The organism is Anaerobutyricum soehngenii, assembly GCF_009697165.1.
GTDB classification, from domain to species: Bacteria; Bacillota; Clostridia; order Lachnospirales; family Lachnospiraceae; genus Anaerobutyricum; species Anaerobutyricum soehngenii.
The window spans coordinates 12,114-29,686 of sequence record NZ_VULP01000034.1 but is presented as its reverse complement, the minus strand read 5'-3'; the positions used below and the strand labels follow the sequence as shown (position 1 = coordinate 29,686).

The window sequence follows — 17,573 nt, the reverse complement described above, 5'->3', positions numbered from 1 at the left end:
GGAGTTTTTCACACAAGAGGATGTCCTCTCGTGCGCTTATGCGGTATTAGCAGCCGTTTCCAACTGTTATCCCCCTGTACAGGGCAGGTTACCCACGCGTTACTCACCCGTCCGCCACTCAGTCACCAATCAATCATCCGAAGAATCTTAAAAGGTGCTTCGTTCGACTTGCATGTGTTAGGCACGCCGCCAGCGTTCATCCTGAGCCAGGATCAAACTCTCAAATAAAATGTTTAAGATGTCAGATCGAGGTCGAGAACCACTGGTTCTTTTCCTGTCTTTACTGTTTATTTAGGTTTTGAACTTTCGTTCTTTTCCATGGACTTCCCTGCAGACATCACTCTCAGGAAAACCCGAATGAAATTTGAATTAACGTTCAAGGTTGTTTTGTTATTCAGTTATCAAGGTTTTGCTTTCATACGAGAGCTTTTACATTTTATCACATCGCTTTCTATTTGTCAAGAACTTTTTTTGAAAACTTTTTTCATCTTCTTTTTGAAGACTTTTGTTTCCTGCGATGCGAACTTTTATATGTTATCACATGTTATCTAATCTGTCAAGTTTTTTTTAACTTTCTTTTAAGATTTTTATCATTTTTCTTTCAAAAATGTGTTTCTCATGTGCAACGCATATTATAATATCATAACACTATACTCACGTCAAGCATTTTTTGGATATTTTTTTATTTTCTTAAAAAGCACTAGATATTGTACTTTTTCTGTATTTTTATCATTTATACTACAGATTCGACTCGCTAGATTGTTACTTTTTTATCAATTTAACAAACTTTCTAACTCAGATTATCCTACTAAAGCAAAATTAGAGTAAAGTAACCTTAAATCAGAAAAGCCTCGCATTAAAATTATTGATTTTGTGAATTTGTGCTGTGGAATTTTGACCATAGAAACTTCGGACTGCTTTTTTCGAAGTTTTTGTTTTATTGGGCAAAATGGAACGTTTAGCACAACGGAACAAAATCAATAACTTTTAATGCAAGGCTTTTCATAGAAGATACCTCTACCGCAACCTCAAATCTCCTCAAAAGAATACTTGATCACCTGAAGTTATCACAGCACAGCCTCATAGAAGATAAATAATCCCTATTTGTGACCTGGGAGCAAATGTCGGATGCGAGCGCTAAAGCGAACATTCAACACACCGCGACGAAAGTCACAAATAGGGATTATTTATCTTCTATGAGGCGTCTGTATCAGAGCACAAGTATTCTTACTGCTCTACTTCCTGACGAATCTCTTTTGTACGAATTTCTTCACAGATTGCAGAGATAAAGTCTTTTAAATCTTTCTGACCTTCATCTCCTGCGAAACGACTTCTTACAGATACTTTTCCTGTTTCCTGTTCCTGTGCACCTACTACTAACATATATGGAAGTTTCTGAAGACGTGCTTCACGAATCTTGTATCCAATCTTTTCAGAACGATTATCTACTGTACTTAAGATACCATTTTTCTTAAGTTCTTTATTAACTTCTTCTGCGTAATCGGCAAACTTCTCGGAAATCGGAAGTACGCGTACCTGCTCTGGACAGAGCCATGTAGGGAACTTACCTGCATATTTTTCAATAAGCCATGCAAGTGTTCTTTCATAACATCCCATAGATGTTCTATGAATAACATATGGACGCTGTTTATCTCCATTCTGGTCAATGTAGTACATATCAAAGTTCTCTGCGATAGCACAATCAAGCTGAATCGTAATCATCGTATCTTCTTTGCCATATACATTCTTAGCCTGGATATCAATCTTTGGTCCGTAGAAAGCAGCTTCACCCTCTGCTTCTACAAAAGGCACGCCCTGATCAATTAAAATATTACGGATTGCATCCTGCGTTGTTTCCCAGTATTCATCATCCCCTAAATATTTTTCTTTATTATTAGGATCCCATTTAGAAAGACGATATGTCACATCATCCTGTACACCAAGAACGCTAAGGCAGTACTGTGCTAAGTGAAGGCATCCTTTTAACTCATCATTCGTCTGATCTGGACGAATAATCAAATGTCCTTCTGAAATAGTAAACTGACGTACACGAGTTAATCCATGCATTTCTCCAGAATCTTCATTACGGAACAGTGTAGATGTCTCACTCATTCTATAAGGAAGATCTCTATAAGATTTCTGAGTATTCTTGTAACAATAATACTGGAATGGACATGTCATCGGACGAAGCGCTAATACTTCTTTATCATTTTCTTCATCACCAAGTACAAACATTCCATCTTTATAATGATCCCAGTGTCCGGAAATCTTATAAAGGTCACTCTTTGCCATCAATGGTGTCTTTGTTCTTACATAACCCCATTCATTATCCTCTAAATCTTCAATCCATCTCTGTAATGTCTGAACGATTTTGGCTCCCTTTGGAAGAAGAAGTGGCAGTCCTTGTCCAATAACATCCACTGTTGTAAATAATTCCATATCACGTCCAAGACGGTTGTGATCACGCAGCTTGATTTCTTCTAAATATTTAAGACGTTCCTCTAAATCTGCTTTCTTTGTATAAGCTGTACCATAAATACGTGTAAGCATCTTATTATTCTCGTTACCTCTCCAGTAAGCTCCTGAAGAAGCTGTAAGTTTAAATGCTTTAATCGGCTTTACACTCATTAAATGAGGACCAGCACAAAGGTCTGTAAAATCTCCCTGTTTGTAGAAGCTGATCGTCGCATCTTCCGGTAAATCTTCAATAAGTTCTACTTTATAAGGTTCCTCTTTTTCTTTCATGAAAGTAATCGCTTCTTCCCTTGGAAGCTCATATCTTTCAATTGGAGGATTCTCTTTAATCACTTTTTTCATTTCTTTTTCAATGGCATCTAAATCTTCTCTTGTAAGTGGAGCCATATCAAAATCATAATAAAAACCTTCTTCGATTGCCGGTCCAATTGCAAGCTTTGCTTCTGGATACAAGCGCTTTACTGCCTGTGCAAGTACATGAGACGCTGTATGTCTAAATGCAAGCTTGCCTTCATCGTCATTAAATGTAAGAATATTCAAATCACTATCTTCGGAAACTATAGTACGAAGATCTACTGTCTCCCCGTTCACCTGTCCTGCACATGCATTTCTTGCAAGACCTTCACTAATATCTTTTGCAATATCAAGCACAGACATCGGCTGTGCATATTCTTTTTCAGAACCATCCTTTAAACGAATAATCATTTCTATTCTTTCTCCTTCTATCTATTGTGATGGATTAGTACGCGATAAGCAGCTCCGCTGCCATATAATCCGCATATTAACTTATTATATCATAAACATAATCATTCTACCAAACAAAATTCATGAATGCAAAAATAGCCGCAGCGTAGAAGATATTAATTTTTTATGTAAAAAAATTCTTTTTGCTGATCATCTTTTCCAAAGAGATTATTATATTCAAGCAGATTATACTGATGTATCAATTCATAATATGGAGATTTTTTATCATCCACCTCGTAAAACTTTCCATTTTTATCCCAATATCCGATAGCATTAATTGCCGGAATTTCTTCCCTGAGTTTCGTTAAATATTCAAGATAACCTGTTTTTTTAATGCCTGCTACTTCTGCAAGATATGTCGAAAGATAGTTGTTACTGGTACGTTTCACATTTTCTTCTTTAATATCATAGTTCGCCCAAATTAAAAATGGAACTTTATAAAGTTTCTCCAGCTCTTCTCCTTCTAACTTCTGAATATCTGTATGCAAAAGTTTATTATAGAAATCTTCTTCTAAATCCGGCTGATGATCTCCAAAAAATACGATAACAGTCGGCTCATCTACTTTTTCAAAATAATGAACGAGTTCCTTTAATGCATTATCGGACATTTTAATCATGTTGAGATACTGCTCTGCTTTAGAATACGACTGTAGATCACCTTCAATCTGTACATCATCCCCTGTTTCTAAAGTGCTTCCATCATAACTTCCATGATTCTGCATCGTTACATTAAATAAATAAAATGGCTTATCTTTATCGGTTCGATTCTCATAAAGGCTAATAAGCTTTTTATAATCTTCCGAATCTGTAATATGGTAATTTACCGTATCTGTAAATACTGAAAAATTATCAGACGTATAAAATTTATCAAATCCCATTAATGGATATACTTTATACCTGCTGTAACCTGTCTTATAAAATGGATGCAGCGCATAACATGGACTGTATCCCTGATTTTTTAATGTATGTGTCAATCCTGCTGTCTTACTTCTAAGAAAAAGCTGATATGGAACAGAGTTATCTGGTAAAAATGCAAGTGTATTTCCCGTCATAAACTCAAATTCCGAGTTAGCTGTATTACCGCCAAATACAGAAGAATATGTATATCCCTTGATTGTATTTTCCTTTAATTTACGGAAAAATGGCATGTAATCCTGTGAAACCTGCAGATCACCTACTTCCTTTAAATCCGCAAAAGATTCATTCATAATTGCAATTATATTTGGTTTCTTAGTTTCTGTAGATTCAGTAGATTCAGTAGAATTACTATCCATATACTGTTTTGTAATTTTCTTAACTGCACTCACTGAATAATCTTCCGGTTGTGTCACATGAAGATAACCAAATGTCCGCATCGTTGTAAGCAACGTTCCATAATAACGATACTTATACTGCGGGCGGTATACACGGAAATCCACTCCTATATTCTCCAGATAATCACTGTACACATATACTTGTGTAAATCCAGCAAAAATCATACAGGATACTAAAGTATAAATAATCCGTCCCTTCCATTTAAAAAGCTTCTCTTTATCAAGCTTCAACAGAAGTGCAACCAACACAAGTGTCATCATAAAAAATTCCGCTGTGTCAACATCAACTTGTAACTGATAAGTATTTGCTACAGAAACTGCCGTCACAAGCGAATAAATATCTGATGCGATAAATGACATGCTTCGGAATAATGTCAGTTCATAGTTAAAAATCCCAAACACTGCTGTCACAATAATCATGCAGATAGAAGCTCCTCGTATGCTATTAAAAAGTAGCAAAAATAAAACATATATCACATAATACACAATAATATCTAATATCAGATACAAAAATGGAATACTGAAAATCGGCACCCAAAACTGTGCATCATTATAAAATTCCAACCATAAAAAAGCCATAAATGGTGTTGCAATCCCTGCAATATACGTCAAAATCTTATTTACTTCTGCTGAAAAATGAATCTTCTTTACAGTCAGAAAAACCAGAGCAACCCACAGACCGCCACAGATAATGAGAGAATCTGCATAAAAACGGTCAAAAAATTTCGGAGCTTCCGGATTATAATATAGATCCGGCTTTGCAAAAAAGGCAACTGCCAGTAAAACATCTAGCGCCAGCAAGAAATTCCTTCCATGTTTTCCCTTGAAGAAAGTCCTGATTCCTGCCTTTCTCTTTCTTAATTTATTCATCTTAATTCATTCCAACCTTTCGTTTTACTTCCCCTCATTCTGAAGAAAAAATCTTTTTCATATGCCTTTTCAATGACAGCCCATATGATAGCACAAATTGCGAATTAAAACAAAAGCTTTTTACTATTTCATTCATTAAGAAGAAAAACAGACGAAAATAGAAATAACAGACCATCGCAACTGTAAAGATATCACTGCGTAGAAAATGCCTGTTCGGCATTTTTACTTGTTCTTACATTACATTTGCGATGGTCTGTTATTTTTATTTTCTGTGTTTTGGCTCTAGAAGGAATGAAGGCAATAGTCTTTGGGAAAGAGATGGGGAAGGGGACAGAAGGTTGCGGCTTATTCTGATGCCATTTTCACTATGCTGAACCTTTTTTCAAGTTTCACTGATAATAAAAATGATATCGCAAGCTATTACTGTACATGATAAATTCATCATTATATTGTCGCAATATATCATTTTTCTCAAAACGTATGTCATACGTTATATGATGCACACCTCACAGCAAGAATGCCAAGGCATTCTTGAATTAGAATGTAGGATAAATATAAAGGCGATTTCTTTACTTTTTCTACTCATCAAGGAGAGCAAATAATCTTCTGGATGATACATCTTCCGAGCAAGCAGTAGTCTTCTGATTTCTCTCCCTTCTCTTTTCCAAAGACTATTGCATTCATTCCTTCTGAAGCCAAAACACAGAAAAAAGAAATAATACCATATCCCAGATGCGGCTTCGGAGCGTGTTTAAGATGCGGATAAGCATCTTAAACACAGCGACTACAGAGCAGATGGGATATGGTATTATTTCTTTTTTCGTTTGTTTTCTCTAAGTATTTTACAGAAAAAATACGCCATCAGTTGCGCTCTTCCTGAAAATTTTTCTGTTTCTAATAATTTTTCAAGCTGTTTTCTGTCTGCAAGTAACGGCTGGATATATTCGTCTGCTTCTGTCTGTGGATTAAATTCTCCTTCTACCTCTGCTATAACAACCCATGCAGAGGAATCACTTAAATCTGGTGCAGCATAGGCTGGTGGGAGTATTTTACAGATTTTTTTGATGTAAAGTCCTGTTTCTTCTCTTAGCTCCCGCCCGGCACACTCTTCTATCGATTCTCCTTCTTCTAAATGTCCTGCCGGCATGTTGTAGATAAACCGATTCACCCCCATGCGAAACTCTCGCAAAAGAAGAAGTTTCTCTCCGCAAAAACCAACAATTACCACACCTGAAGCTTTCTGTCCAATTTCCTCCGGCTTTTCATAATCAAAGTTACTTACCATTTCATATAATTTTTCGTTACCTTCTGTATTCGTATAATTCAATGTATAGCTTTTTAAAAAACGAGTATCTCGATTCTTCGTCATAAAATTTAATACAGGTACTTTCTTTTCACACATAAATATTCCTTCCTAAATACTAATTTGTAGATTTCGTGTAGACGAAAAAAGAAATAATACCATATCCCATCTGCTCTGTAGTCGCTGTGTTTAAAATGCTCGTTCGCATCTTAAACACGCTCCGAAGCCGCATCTGGGATATGGTATTATTTCTTTTTTCTGGCTATCCAAATCTACAGTTGATGAGAATGGGGATTGCCCAGAAGGCTATGGTTTTCATTAGAATGAATATCTCTAGAAGAAGATACTTTCTTATTCGATTGTATAAAAATTATATTTACCTACTCCTACCTCATGGAGAATTTTTCTCTGGTTAGCTCACATAATCTTCTGGAGAATCCCCTTCTCTTTCCAACAGAAATCACTAATTTGCTATTTGTTATCAAAACCATCCAGCCGCTGAAACAAAATTTTATGCTGAATTGTAAGAAGACTATAGTAAAGAAAAAAAGAATGGTTATAAGTATTGTATTTTGTGACTTTGCGCTGTGAAATTTTGACTCTGAAAACTTCGGATTCGTTTTTCCGAAGTTTTCGTTTTTTGAGGCAAAATGAAGCGTTTAGCGCAACGGAACAAAATCAAACTTATAACCATTCTCTTTTCTTTAGAAGACTAACTACAATTCAGCTCAATATCTTCTACCAAAGCGGCGTCTGTGTCCCCGGCAAATTAGTATTAATCTAATATTTCTTTGAGAATCTGATTTACCATTGCCGGGTCTGCTTTTCCTTTCATGGCTCTCATTGTCTGACCTACAAAAAATCCCATTGCTTTCTTCTTTCCAGCTTTATAGTCTTCTACAGACTTTGGGTTATTCGCAACGATTTCTTCGATTACCTTTCGTAATGCGCCTTCATCATTTACAGTCTTTAATCCGTTCTCTTCTACATAAACTTCTGGATCTACATCCTCGTCAAAGATTGCCTCAAATACCTTCTTGGCTACTTTACGGTTGATTGCACCAGATTCAATCATCTGAATCATTTTAACAAGATTTGCTGGACTGAAATGTATGTCAGAAGCTTCCATTTCTTTTTCTTTTAAGAGACGCATAATGTCTCCCATAATCCAGTTCGATACTTCTTTTGCGGCTGCACCCAGTTCGATGCAGGATTCAAATAAGTCGGTAAGTGTTTTATCTTCTGTAATGATATTGATATCATATTCAGGAAGACCAAACTGTTCTTTATAACGTGCCTGTTTTTCATCACGAAATTCTGGCTGACGACTGCGAATCTCATCTAACCATTCATTTGAAATTACGATTGGTGCAAGGTCTGGTTCCGGGAAGTAACGATAATCCTGTGCATCTTCTTTGGAACGCATCGGATAAGAATATTCTTTATCATCATCCCATCTTCTTGTTTCCTGTACAACTTTCTTACCATCTTCAATTAAGTCAATCTGGCGTTCCATCTCGCCCTCAATTGCTCTTGCGATTGCGCTGAAGGAGTTTAAGTTCTTCATCTCTGTTCTTGTTCCGAACTCTTCCGCTCCCACTTCACGAACAGATAAGTTAACATCCGCTCTCATGGATCCTTCCTGAAGCTTACAATCAGATGCTCCAAGATACTGGATGATCATGCGAAGCTTTTCAAGGTATGCAATAACTTCTTCAGCTGAGCGCATATCCGGCTCTGATACGATCTCGATCAGCGGAACACCACTTCGATTAAAATCTACTAAGGAATTACCTGTAGATGGGTCATGTACTAACTTTCCGGCATCTTCTTCCATATGAATCTCATGGATTCTTACATTCTTCTTTCTTCCGTCTACATTGATCTCTACCTGTCCATTGCGGCAGATTGGAAGATAGAGCTGAGAAATCTGATAGTTCTGCGGATTGTCCGGATAAAAATAGTTCTTACGGTCAAACTTGCAGTACTGTGTAATCGTACAATTTGTTGCAAGACCTACAGCAGCGGCATACTCTACAACCTGCTTATTTAATACAGGAAGGGAACCAGGCATACCTGTACAGACCGGGCAGGTATGTGTATTAGGAGCACCACCAAAAGCAGTGCTGCATCCACAGAAAATCTTTGTTTTTGTCGCCAGTTCTACATGAACTTCCAGACCGATGACCGTTTCATATTGTTTACTCATTCTACTTTTCCTCCTTTCCGTTCAGACTCCAATTTACAAATTCACGACTCTGCTCAAATGCATATGCTGCACGAATAATATTTTTTTCTTTAAAGCAATCACCGATAAACTGGATACCGATCGGAAGGCCTTTGCTATCAAGACTGCCCGGTACGCTGATTCCCGGAAGACCTGCAAGGTTTACAGAAATGGTATAGATATCTCCCAGGTACATTTTAATCGGATCACTTAAGCTCTCTCCAAGCTTCGGTGCCGTTGTTGGTGCTGCCGGTCCTAAAATGACATCATACTTTTCAAATGCTTTATCAAATGCCTGTTTAATTAATGCCTTTGTACGAAGCGCTTTTAAGTAATATGCATCATAATAACCTGAACTTAACACGAAAGAACCAAGCATAATTCTTCTCTTTACCTCAGGTCCAAAGCCTTCGGAACGAGTCTTTTTATACATATTATGAAGTCCTTCGTAGCTTTCTGTACGATATCCATATTTCACACCATCAAAACGTGCAAGATTAGAACTTGCCTCTGCAGAAGCAATAACGTAATAGGCAGGAATTGCATATTCAACAAGGCTTAAATCAAACTCTTCTACAATGGCACCTTTTTCTTCTAACTTCTTTGCGGCTAAAAGAACAGCTGCCTTTACTTCCTCATCCAGTCCTTCTCCCATATAATCTTTTGGGATTCCAATGCGCATTCCTTTTACATCCTCTGTTAAAGCAGATGTAAAATCATAATCTTCTCTCTTGACAGAAGTAGAATCTTTCGGGTCATAGGATGCGATTGTTTCAAGAATAGTTGCACAGTCCGTTACATCCTTCGCCATCGGTCCGATCTGATCAAGAGAAGAACCATATGCAATGAGTCCATAACGTGAAACCGTACCATACGTAGGCTTCATTCCGACAATACCACAATAAGAAGCCGGCTGACGAATCGATCCACCCGTATCTGAACCTAACGCGTAACTACACTCTCCTGCTGCAACTGCCGCTGCCGAACCACCTGAAGAACCACCTGGTACATGCTCTGCATTCCATGGGTTCTTTGTCACTCCATAATGAGAAGTTTCTGTTGTACTGCCCATCGCGAACTCATCCATATTGGTTTTACCAATAATAAGCGCGCCTGCCTTCTCAAGATTCATAACTGCCTCGGCAGTATAAGTTGGCTCAAAGTTCTCGAGAATCTTAGAACTACAGGTTGTGCGAGTTCCTTTTGTACACATATTATCCTTCACTGCAACCGGAACACCAGCAAGCGGTCCTGTAAGAATTCCATCATCAATCTTCTTCTGAAGTTCTTCCGCTTTTGCCTGTATAGCTTCTCTTTCCTGTACAGTTACATAACAATTAAAGTTATCTTCTAGAGCATTAATAGCATCCATGGCCGCATTCGCAGCTTCTAAAACAGATACTTCTCCTGCTTTAATCTTCTTACCCAGCTCAACAGCTGTATAATCCATAAGCCCCATATCTTTCCTCCTAATCAAAAGTCTTTGGAACTACAAACGCTCCGTCCTTGGCTTCCGGCGCATTCGCCAGAATCTCATCTCTGTCATCTTCATTTGTAACAACGTCTTCTCTAAACACATTATTCACTGGAAATACGTGACTCATCGGCTCTACTCCACTGGTATCAAGTTCATTCAATGTATCAATATAGTCAAGCATATTTGCCATATCTTTCTTTGCCTGTTCCTTTTCTTCCTCAGAAAGTTCCAACTTGGCAAGGATTCCGACATATTCGATTGTTTCATCTGAAATTATATTTGCCATACTTCAATCTCCTTATCGTTTTACAACTCTTTCTAATCTCTGAATTTATCATATTTATTATTCATAATCAAGTGAATAACCAGATAAATACAAATTTAATGCACTCTCAGCGTTTTTCTGTACTCAAGAATACATGAGCTTAAAAGAGAAAAATCTGACACGCAAAAAGAGACCCATTTTATAAATGGATCCCTTCTTGCATTTTATTATGTAACTAAATGGCTAATTCTTATTAATCAAATCAAGTCTAACTAATCTTCTTTTGCCCATCCGTAGGAACACTTAACAGCTTTCTTCCAGCCTTTAAGTAATTTCTTACGGTTATCATCGTCCATCTCAGGGTCAAATACTTTATCAATAGCCCAGTTAGCGATAACGTCTTCTTTACTGTTCCAATATCCAACTGCAAGACCTGCAAGATATGCAGCACCCATAGCTGTTGTTTCAACACACTGTGGACGATGTACAGGAGCATCAATGATATCTGCCTGGAACTGCATTAAGAAGTCATTCTTACAAGCTCCACCATCAACCTTAAGAGCTGCTAACTTAACGCCTGCATCAGCCTGCATAGCTTCAAGGATATCATATGTCTGATATGCAAGAGATTCTACTGTAGCACGAATGATGTGCGCTTTGTTACATCCACGTGTAAGACCTACAATACATCCACGAGCGTACTGATCCCAATGAGGAGCTCCGAGTCCTGTAAATGCAGGAACTACATAACATCCGTTTGTATCTGGAACTTTGTTACAGAAGAATTCAGAATCTGGAGCTGCGTCTACGATCTTAACTTCATCACGTAACCACTGGATAGCTGCACCTGCTACGAATACAGAACCTTCTAATGCGTAGTTAACTTCGCCGTCAAGTCCCCATGCAATTGTAGTTACAAGACCATTCTCAGATAATTTAACTTCTTTACCGATATTCATTAACATGAATGTACCAGTTCCGTATGTATTCTTAGCTTCACCAGGATTGAAACATGTCTGTCCAAATAAAGCTGCCTGCTGATCACCTGCTGCTCCAGCGATAGGAATTCTTCCCTGGAAGAGGCTCTCATCTGTCATACCATAAATTTCACTTGATGGTTTCGGTGTTGGAAGCATTGATTTAGGAATATCTAATTCTGCTAAAATCTCATCATCCCACTGAAGAGTATTAATGTTAAATAACATTGTTCTTGCTGCGTTAGAGTAGTCTGTTACATGAATCTTTCTTCCAGACAGGTTGTAGATTAACCATGTATCAACTGTACCAAACATTAATTCGCCTTTTTCAGCTCTTTCTCTTGCTCCAGGTACGTTTTCAAGAATCCAGTGAATCTTTGTTCCTGAGAAGTAAGCATCAATAACAAGACCTGTTTTTTCTCTGATCTTATCTACTAATCCTCTTTCCTTTAAGGAATCGCAGTATTCAGATGTACGACGGCACTGCCAAACGATTGCATGATAGATTGGCATTCCTGTTTCTCTATCCCAAACGATAGTTGTTTCACGCTGGTTAGTAATACCGATACCAGCGATATCAGCTGCTGTAACACCAAGTTTTTCCATAGCCTGACGTGCAACAGATAACTGTGTATGCCAGATCTCCTTTGCATCATGCTCTACCCAGCCTGGCTGTGGATAATACTGTGTAAATTCTTCCTGCGCTACACTACAGATCTCACCTTTTTCATTAAATAAGATACAACGGTTACTAGTTGTTCCTGCGTCTAACGCCATCATGTACTTAGCCATAAGTAAACCCTCCTTAAAATAATTCATTACGTTGTGGTCAAGCCCAATACCTTCCTGACCTCTGCTCTTATATTAACATAATTTCTGTGCGATGTATTTAGACAATTTACATTTTTTGTATGTTTCTTTTGTGTTTTTGCATGATAATACACAATTTTTTTGTCGTTTTTAAAGCAGATTAAATAATTATTTTTTTAACAATTTTATTTGAATGGTCGTTTTGTCTACTTTATTGATTCTTTTTTATTTAATCATACTACATTTTGTATGACCACTTCCTTAATTTTCTTTACACAAATGGCTGTCGGGCTATTGTTCCGAGATAAAATAAAAATAAAACACAGAGAGACCCCATATATAAATCTGCACTATTTGAAGAACGAGGAGAGATTGTATCCAAGGGAAGAAGACAATCCCTTGTCTTACTGACCTGGACACAATCCGACGAAGTACTTCAACTAGTGTGGATTTATATATGGAGTCTCTCTGTGTTTTTCAATAGTCTAAAGTTGGAACAATAGTGCGACAGCCCCATACTTCTACTGCACGTCGGATATAAATTCTCTCTGACGCATTGTTTCGTACATAAGAATCGTGGCAGACACTGCTGCATTTAAAGATTCTACCTTTCCTTTCATCGGAATCTTTATCTTATGATCTGCTAAAGCAGTAATCTCATCCGTAAGTCCATTTCCCTCATTACCTATAAGGAAAGCACTGCCGTTTCGATAATCCTGCTTATAAAACACATCTCCTTTTAAGTGTCCTGCATACACAGAAATTCCTTTCTGTTTTAATTGTTCAACTACTTGAGGAAGATCATCCGTAATAACAAAAGGAACTCGGAAAATCGCTCCCATCGTAGAACGAATTACCTTGGGATTATAAATATCCACCGTTTCTTTGTTCATGATGATTCCTGTTACTCCGGCGCCTTCTGCTGTTCTTACGATCGTTCCAAGATTACCCGGATCCTGAAGACTTTCTAAGAGAAAAAAGCATGGATTCTTTTCTTTATTGATGAGTTCTCCAATGTCAGGTTCTTCTCTTCGTACTACTGCGATGACTCCCTGCGGAGTTTTCGTATCAGAAAGATGTCTGCATACATTTTCACTGATAAGCTCGTAGTTCCATCCTCTTAGTTCTTTATCGTATTTCCCGGCAAATTCTTCTGTGAGATAGCATTCCACAACTCTGTCTCTCGGAATCTCAAAAAACATTCTGGGACCTTCTACCAGAAAACAATTTTCTTTTTTTCTTGCCTTTGCACTTTTTTTCAGATTTATAATATTTTTTACTTTTATATTGGATGTACTGGAAATCATTTTTACCCTCCTATGCAGACACTTTATACATACACTTTCTGTAAAAGCCATGACAGATGGGCGATGATATCTTCTACCGGTTCTCTGAAATCATTTTCTGCCCATTCAAGAACATATTGTGTAATTCCTAATGTAAAGAAATCATTACAAAATTCTTCCTGCTTTTTCTCTAAAAACGCCTCTGTATTTTTTGAAAAATACCCACAGGATATGCTCCTTGCAATCAGCGGATACATAGCTTTTTTTAAATATGGCAGCTCTGCATTTGTCAAAATATTTCGAATGATCACGCGATTATCTTTTATCCACTGTAAGAACCTGCTCATAGCATACTCCCAGGTTACTTCTTCATATATGCGGCTCTCATGTACCAGTTCATATTCAAATGCTTTTGACATCAGGTCGTATATATTGTCAAAATGATAATAAAAAGTTTGCCGGTTCACTCCACATTGACCGGCAAGCTTTTGTATCGTGATTTTTGAAAAGGGACACTTTTTCAGTAGTTCCATGAAAGCAGCACAAAGCATTGTTTCTGTTTTTTGTCTCATATAATCATTTCCTCAATTCATCAAATCCACTATTTGTAACTAATCAGATTTGTGCGGTATTCTATAAAGAAGCCGCACAAATGAATCTACTGATCAAGTCTGAACAGTTACTTATTTTCTTTTAAAGTAATCTTGAGCTTTGTTGTGGCTCCTACGGTAACTCCCTCAACATCTCTCACGTGCAAAGATACTTCATGTGTTCCGGGTTCTAAACCATTCACATCTATCCATGGAACAAAATCTTTTATCGCCAGACTATCCACAACAGAGGATGGTCCATCTACCAGGATCGAATAGTCATTATCCTTATCATAAGCAACTTTGTAACCATTACTATTATTTGTTACATTAATATCTTTTTTCTCAAACGACAACTTATGAGAAGTTATCTTTTCAATCGTTGCCTTGACTTTCACGTCATTTGCATCGTCTCCGGCTAATATCACATCATCCGGAAGCACTGCCTGTGTCAGATCAATATCCTTCTCATAATTTTCCTTGAGTCCATCAATGGATACACTGTCAAGTGTAATAGAGTCCAGACTTTCTAATGTATCATCCGGTGCTGCGATCGTGATCTGCTTTGGTTCATAGTCAAACGAAACCAGATGATAATTCTTTGCAGGCTCCCCTGTATAAGAGAGCTTTACATCTACGGTTTTCGTCTTCCACAGTTCCACATAAATACTTATGGATGATGTATCAAATTCTATCTGGTTATTGCTGATCTTCTTACCTTCTTCATCATACAGCACCGGCTTATCTGTTGCTGTAACATCATGAGAAATATCATCTACGCTGACCGTTGCACGAATTTCTTTCGCAGAAGAAAGTAAATTCTCCGGTCCACTTACCTTGATCAGATTCGGCGTACTTGTAGCTCGACCAACAGCATATCCTTCTGCTGGATTTCCTTTTACTGTAATGTTAACCGGAACACTGATCGTCACTACTTCATCCTTCTTAATCTTCATCGTGTTTGTTGTTCCCAATGTAATATCTAACTGATCGGAGTACTTCTTTGCCGTAACATCAATTGGTACTGCATCAACTTTAGACAGCTTTGAAAAATCTGCAACCGCCTGAAAATCTGTAATTCCCATGGAACGTACAATACTGCTCTTTCCTTTTACTGTAATATTGACTTCTTCACCATCGAGAATTTCGTAAGCATATCCTCGTTTTGTAAGCGCATCCTCATTCGTAATCTTTACAGGAATACTGTAAAACCTCTTCGTAATTACCGGATCGTTTGTATTTGCCACAAAAAGCCATATTAAGACTGCTATGACGACAGAAAGGATCTTCATCCACATATTATTTTTCTGACTTTTCATTCCGCAACAAGTCCTTCCATTTTTTAAATACATCTGCATTACCTGTATCATCAACTTTTAACTGCTGAAGCTTTTCTACAAGTTCTTCCTTCTGCAAATGTTTATATAATCTTCCATCCTTTGCAAGTGATACTGCACCAGTCTCTTCTGAAACAATGATCGTCAGACTATCTGAGACTTCGCTGATTCCCACCGCAGCTCTGTGTCTTGTTCCTAGTTCTTTTCCAATATCCATGCTATCTGTAAGAGGAAGATAACAAGTCGCTGATACGATACGATTCCCTCTGATAATAACAGCTCCGTCGTGAAGCGGTGTATTATGTTCAAAAATATTGATCAGCAACTGACTGGTTACCAGACCATCTATAGAGATTCCTGTACGCACATACTCCCCAAGCGCTACATTCTGCTCAATGACAATTAAAGCTCCTGTTTTAACTTCACCCATTTCATAAGAAGCACGTACAACTTCATTGATCGTCTTTTCTGTAAACGCAGACTGTCTTCCCTCATACTCTCCGGCTGAAAATGAAAAAATATTACTGAAGATCTTCTTCCGTCCTAACTGTTCCAATGCCCGTCTCAGTTCCGGCTGAAAAATAATGATCGCCGCTGTAATTCCAACACTGAGCGAATTAGAAAGCAGCCATGATATTGTATTAAGCTGGAATATTGCCGCAAAAAGGGCAAAAAGCAAAAGCATGATAATACCCTTAAACAACGTCCATGCCCTTGTTAGCTGTACCCACTTCAACATCTGGTAAACGATCACACTGATAATGATAATCTCCAGAATATCTGTAAAACCAATTGACGGAAGAGACAGCCAATATAAATACTTTTCTATTACTTTGTGAAATTGTCCTATACTTATTAACTGCATAATCTATTATCTAGCCCTTTCACTCTTTCTCTGCTTCCTTCCCATCCTTGTCAGGCAAATCAGAATCTTCCGTTATGTCATCAAACAGGAGATCATCCTCATTTTCTTCGGACTTAATATTCGTTACATTCCTGTTTTTCTCTGTAACCTTAATCTTGGGAACTGCTTTTACATAATAAAAATATTCGTCATCCTCAAAGGATACCTTCTCGATTCTGGACACATCACCGATTCCTCTAAAGAATCGATAAATATAACAACATCCAATTCCCAGTATTACCTCAAGAAACAGTCGCCATATCGTATAATCCAGTTCAAAAATCAATCTTCCAAATAACAATAACAGTACCATTGCTATATTTCCCACAAAAATAGCAAACATCCATGCTCTTTCATAAAATATGTGGCAAAGTAGTGTTGTTATAAAAATAATCAAAGCAAATGTTACAAGAAGCACCAGCAGCTTCTTATCAATTAAGATCAGATTAACTATTCGCTGTAGTCCCATTCCAAAACTAGAACTTGTAGAGGTCGTAAGCAATGTACTTACATCTGTCATGTATACTGATAAAAAGTACGTCACAATTCCTGCCGCTGCCGGAAGAATCGCTCCAAAACCAACGCTCATCCCTAAAAGTACCGGCAGAAGATACTCCAGCTTTAAATAAAATAAAAGCACTGTAGCTATAATAATTATCGCATGCTTCTTATCTACTCGTATAAATGCAAGGGAACAAATGATAAAGAAAATTACAAATCCCAGAAAAATATCCATGGAAACATTCCACAGATTTATCATAATCAATATAGATATCGCATAATACAAAAACGATATTGGTAAAAAAGCCTGCACAGCTGAAACTGCCAGGAACACCCATGGTTTATCAATACATTCATTATAATAAAACATTCTCTGAAACATACTCAGTGCAAAAAAAGCAAAAATCAACTTCAGTATCGGTAAAATTATCTCTATATGTCTCTTATATAAAGTTGTTAACCATTCTTTAAAATAGACTAATTGTGCCATCATA

General features: G+C 37.4%; 12 protein-coding genes and 1 rRNA gene. All 13 read right to left on the bottom strand.

The window, feature by feature from the left end; translation table 11 throughout:
• Positions 1 to 228: ribosomal RNA gene (locus FYJ25_RS12720) — 16S ribosomal RNA — on the bottom strand; the annotation flags it as partial.
• Between the two features lie 999 nt (positions 229 to 1,227).
• Complete coding sequence (gene thrS / locus FYJ25_RS12715; protein WP_154581445.1) at positions 1,228 to 3,180, bottom strand: threonine--tRNA ligase; 1,953 nt, start codon at positions 3,178 to 3,180, stop codon at positions 1,228 to 1,230.
• Between the two features lie 155 nt (positions 3,181 to 3,335).
• Positions 3,336 to 5,402 carry an LTA synthase family protein gene (locus tag FYJ25_RS12710; RefSeq protein WP_154581444.1) on the bottom strand — a complete coding sequence of 689 codons (2,067 nt, stop codon included), beginning with the start codon at positions 5,400 to 5,402 and terminating at the stop codon, positions 3,336 to 3,338.
• Positions 5,403 to 6,210: 808 nt separating this feature from the next.
• Complete coding sequence (locus tag FYJ25_RS12705; RefSeq protein ID WP_154581443.1) at positions 6,211 to 6,804, bottom strand: NUDIX hydrolase; 594 nt, start codon at positions 6,802 to 6,804, stop codon at positions 6,211 to 6,213.
• 676 nt (positions 6,805 to 7,480) lie between these two features.
• On the bottom strand, positions 7,481 to 8,914 hold the full coding sequence (gene gatB, locus FYJ25_RS12700; RefSeq protein WP_154581442.1) for an Asp-tRNA(Asn)/Glu-tRNA(Gln) amidotransferase subunit GatB: 1,434 nt from the start codon (positions 8,912 to 8,914) through the stop codon (positions 7,481 to 7,483).
• A gap of 1 nt (position 8,915) precedes the next feature.
• Positions 8,916 to 10,391: an Asp-tRNA(Asn)/Glu-tRNA(Gln) amidotransferase subunit GatA gene (gene gatA, locus FYJ25_RS12695; protein WP_154581441.1), complete on the bottom strand. Its 1,476-nt coding sequence runs from the start codon at positions 10,389 to 10,391 to the stop codon at positions 8,916 to 8,918.
• 10 nt (positions 10,392 to 10,401) lie between these two features.
• Positions 10,402 to 10,695 (bottom strand): Asp-tRNA(Asn)/Glu-tRNA(Gln) amidotransferase subunit GatC, encoded by a 294-nt coding sequence (gene gatC, locus FYJ25_RS12690; RefSeq protein WP_147608094.1) that lies wholly within the window; start codon positions 10,693 to 10,695, stop codon positions 10,402 to 10,404.
• A 251-nt stretch (positions 10,696 to 10,946) separates the two neighbouring features.
• Positions 10,947 to 12,443 (bottom strand): glycerol kinase GlpK, encoded by a 1,497-nt coding sequence (gene glpK / locus FYJ25_RS12685; RefSeq protein WP_154581440.1) that lies wholly within the window; start codon positions 12,441 to 12,443, stop codon positions 10,947 to 10,949.
• Positions 12,444 to 12,982: 539 nt separating this feature from the next.
• Positions 12,983 to 13,768, bottom strand: a complete 786-nt coding sequence (locus FYJ25_RS12680; RefSeq protein WP_154581439.1) for a TrmH family RNA methyltransferase — start codon at positions 13,766 to 13,768, stop codon at positions 12,983 to 12,985.
• 23 nt (positions 13,769 to 13,791) lie between these two features.
• Positions 13,792 to 14,319 (bottom strand): TetR/AcrR family transcriptional regulator, encoded by a 528-nt coding sequence (locus FYJ25_RS12675; RefSeq protein WP_096239002.1) that lies wholly within the window; start codon positions 14,317 to 14,319, stop codon positions 13,792 to 13,794.
• Between the two features lie 107 nt (positions 14,320 to 14,426).
• Positions 14,427 to 15,656 carry a CdaR family protein gene (locus FYJ25_RS12670; RefSeq protein ID WP_167513828.1) on the bottom strand — a complete coding sequence of 410 codons (1,230 nt, stop codon included), beginning with the start codon at positions 15,654 to 15,656 and terminating at the stop codon, positions 14,427 to 14,429.
• Entirely contained in the window at positions 15,637 to 16,539 is a 903-nt protein-coding gene (gene cdaA, locus FYJ25_RS12665; RefSeq protein WP_147608101.1) for a diadenylate cyclase CdaA, read from the bottom strand. The genes FYJ25_RS12670 and cdaA overlap by 20 nt, the downstream gene beginning before the upstream one ends.
• A 19-nt stretch (positions 16,540 to 16,558) precedes the next feature.
• Positions 16,559 to 17,572 (bottom strand): hypothetical protein, encoded by a 1,014-nt coding sequence (locus FYJ25_RS12660; RefSeq protein ID WP_154581437.1) that lies wholly within the window; start codon positions 17,570 to 17,572, stop codon positions 16,559 to 16,561.
• Position 17,573 lies beyond the last annotated feature (1 nt).

Bases quoted from the DNA above. Each gene is read 5' to 3' on its own strand.
- thrS (WP_154581445.1), bottom strand. From the start codon at position 3,180: ATGATTATTCGTTTAAAGGATGGTTCTGAAAAAGAATATGCACAGCCG.
- FYJ25_RS12710 (WP_154581444.1), bottom strand. From the start codon at position 5,402: ATGAATAAATTAAGAAAGAGAAAGGCAGGAATCAGGACTTTCTTCAAG.
- FYJ25_RS12705 (WP_154581443.1), bottom strand. From the start codon at position 6,804: ATGTGTGAAAAGAAAGTACCTGTATTAAATTTTATGACGAAGAATCGA.
- gatB (WP_154581442.1), bottom strand. From the start codon at position 8,914: ATGAGTAAACAATATGAAACGGTCATCGGTCTGGAAGTTCATGTAGAA.
- gatA (WP_154581441.1), bottom strand. From the start codon at position 10,391: ATGGGGCTTATGGATTATACAGCTGTTGAGCTGGGTAAGAAGATTAAA.
- gatC (WP_147608094.1), bottom strand. From the start codon at position 10,695: ATGGCAAATATAATTTCAGATGAAACAATCGAATATGTCGGAATCCTT.
- glpK (WP_154581440.1), bottom strand. From the start codon at position 12,443: ATGGCTAAGTACATGATGGCGTTAGACGCAGGAACAACTAGTAACCGT.
- FYJ25_RS12680 (WP_154581439.1), bottom strand. From the start codon at position 13,768: ATGATTTCCAGTACATCCAATATAAAAGTAAAAAATATTATAAATCTG.
- FYJ25_RS12675 (WP_096239002.1), bottom strand. From the start codon at position 14,319: ATGAGACAAAAAACAGAAACAATGCTTTGTGCTGCTTTCATGGAACTA.
- FYJ25_RS12670 (WP_167513828.1), bottom strand. From the start codon at position 15,656: ATGAAAAGTCAGAAAAATAATATGTGGATGAAGATCCTTTCTGTCGTC.
- cdaA (WP_147608101.1), bottom strand. From the start codon at position 16,539: ATGCAGTTAATAAGTATAGGACAATTTCACAAAGTAATAGAAAAGTAT.
- FYJ25_RS12660 (WP_154581437.1), bottom strand. From the start codon at position 17,572: ATGATGGCACAATTAGTCTATTTTAAAGAATGGTTAACAACTTTATAT.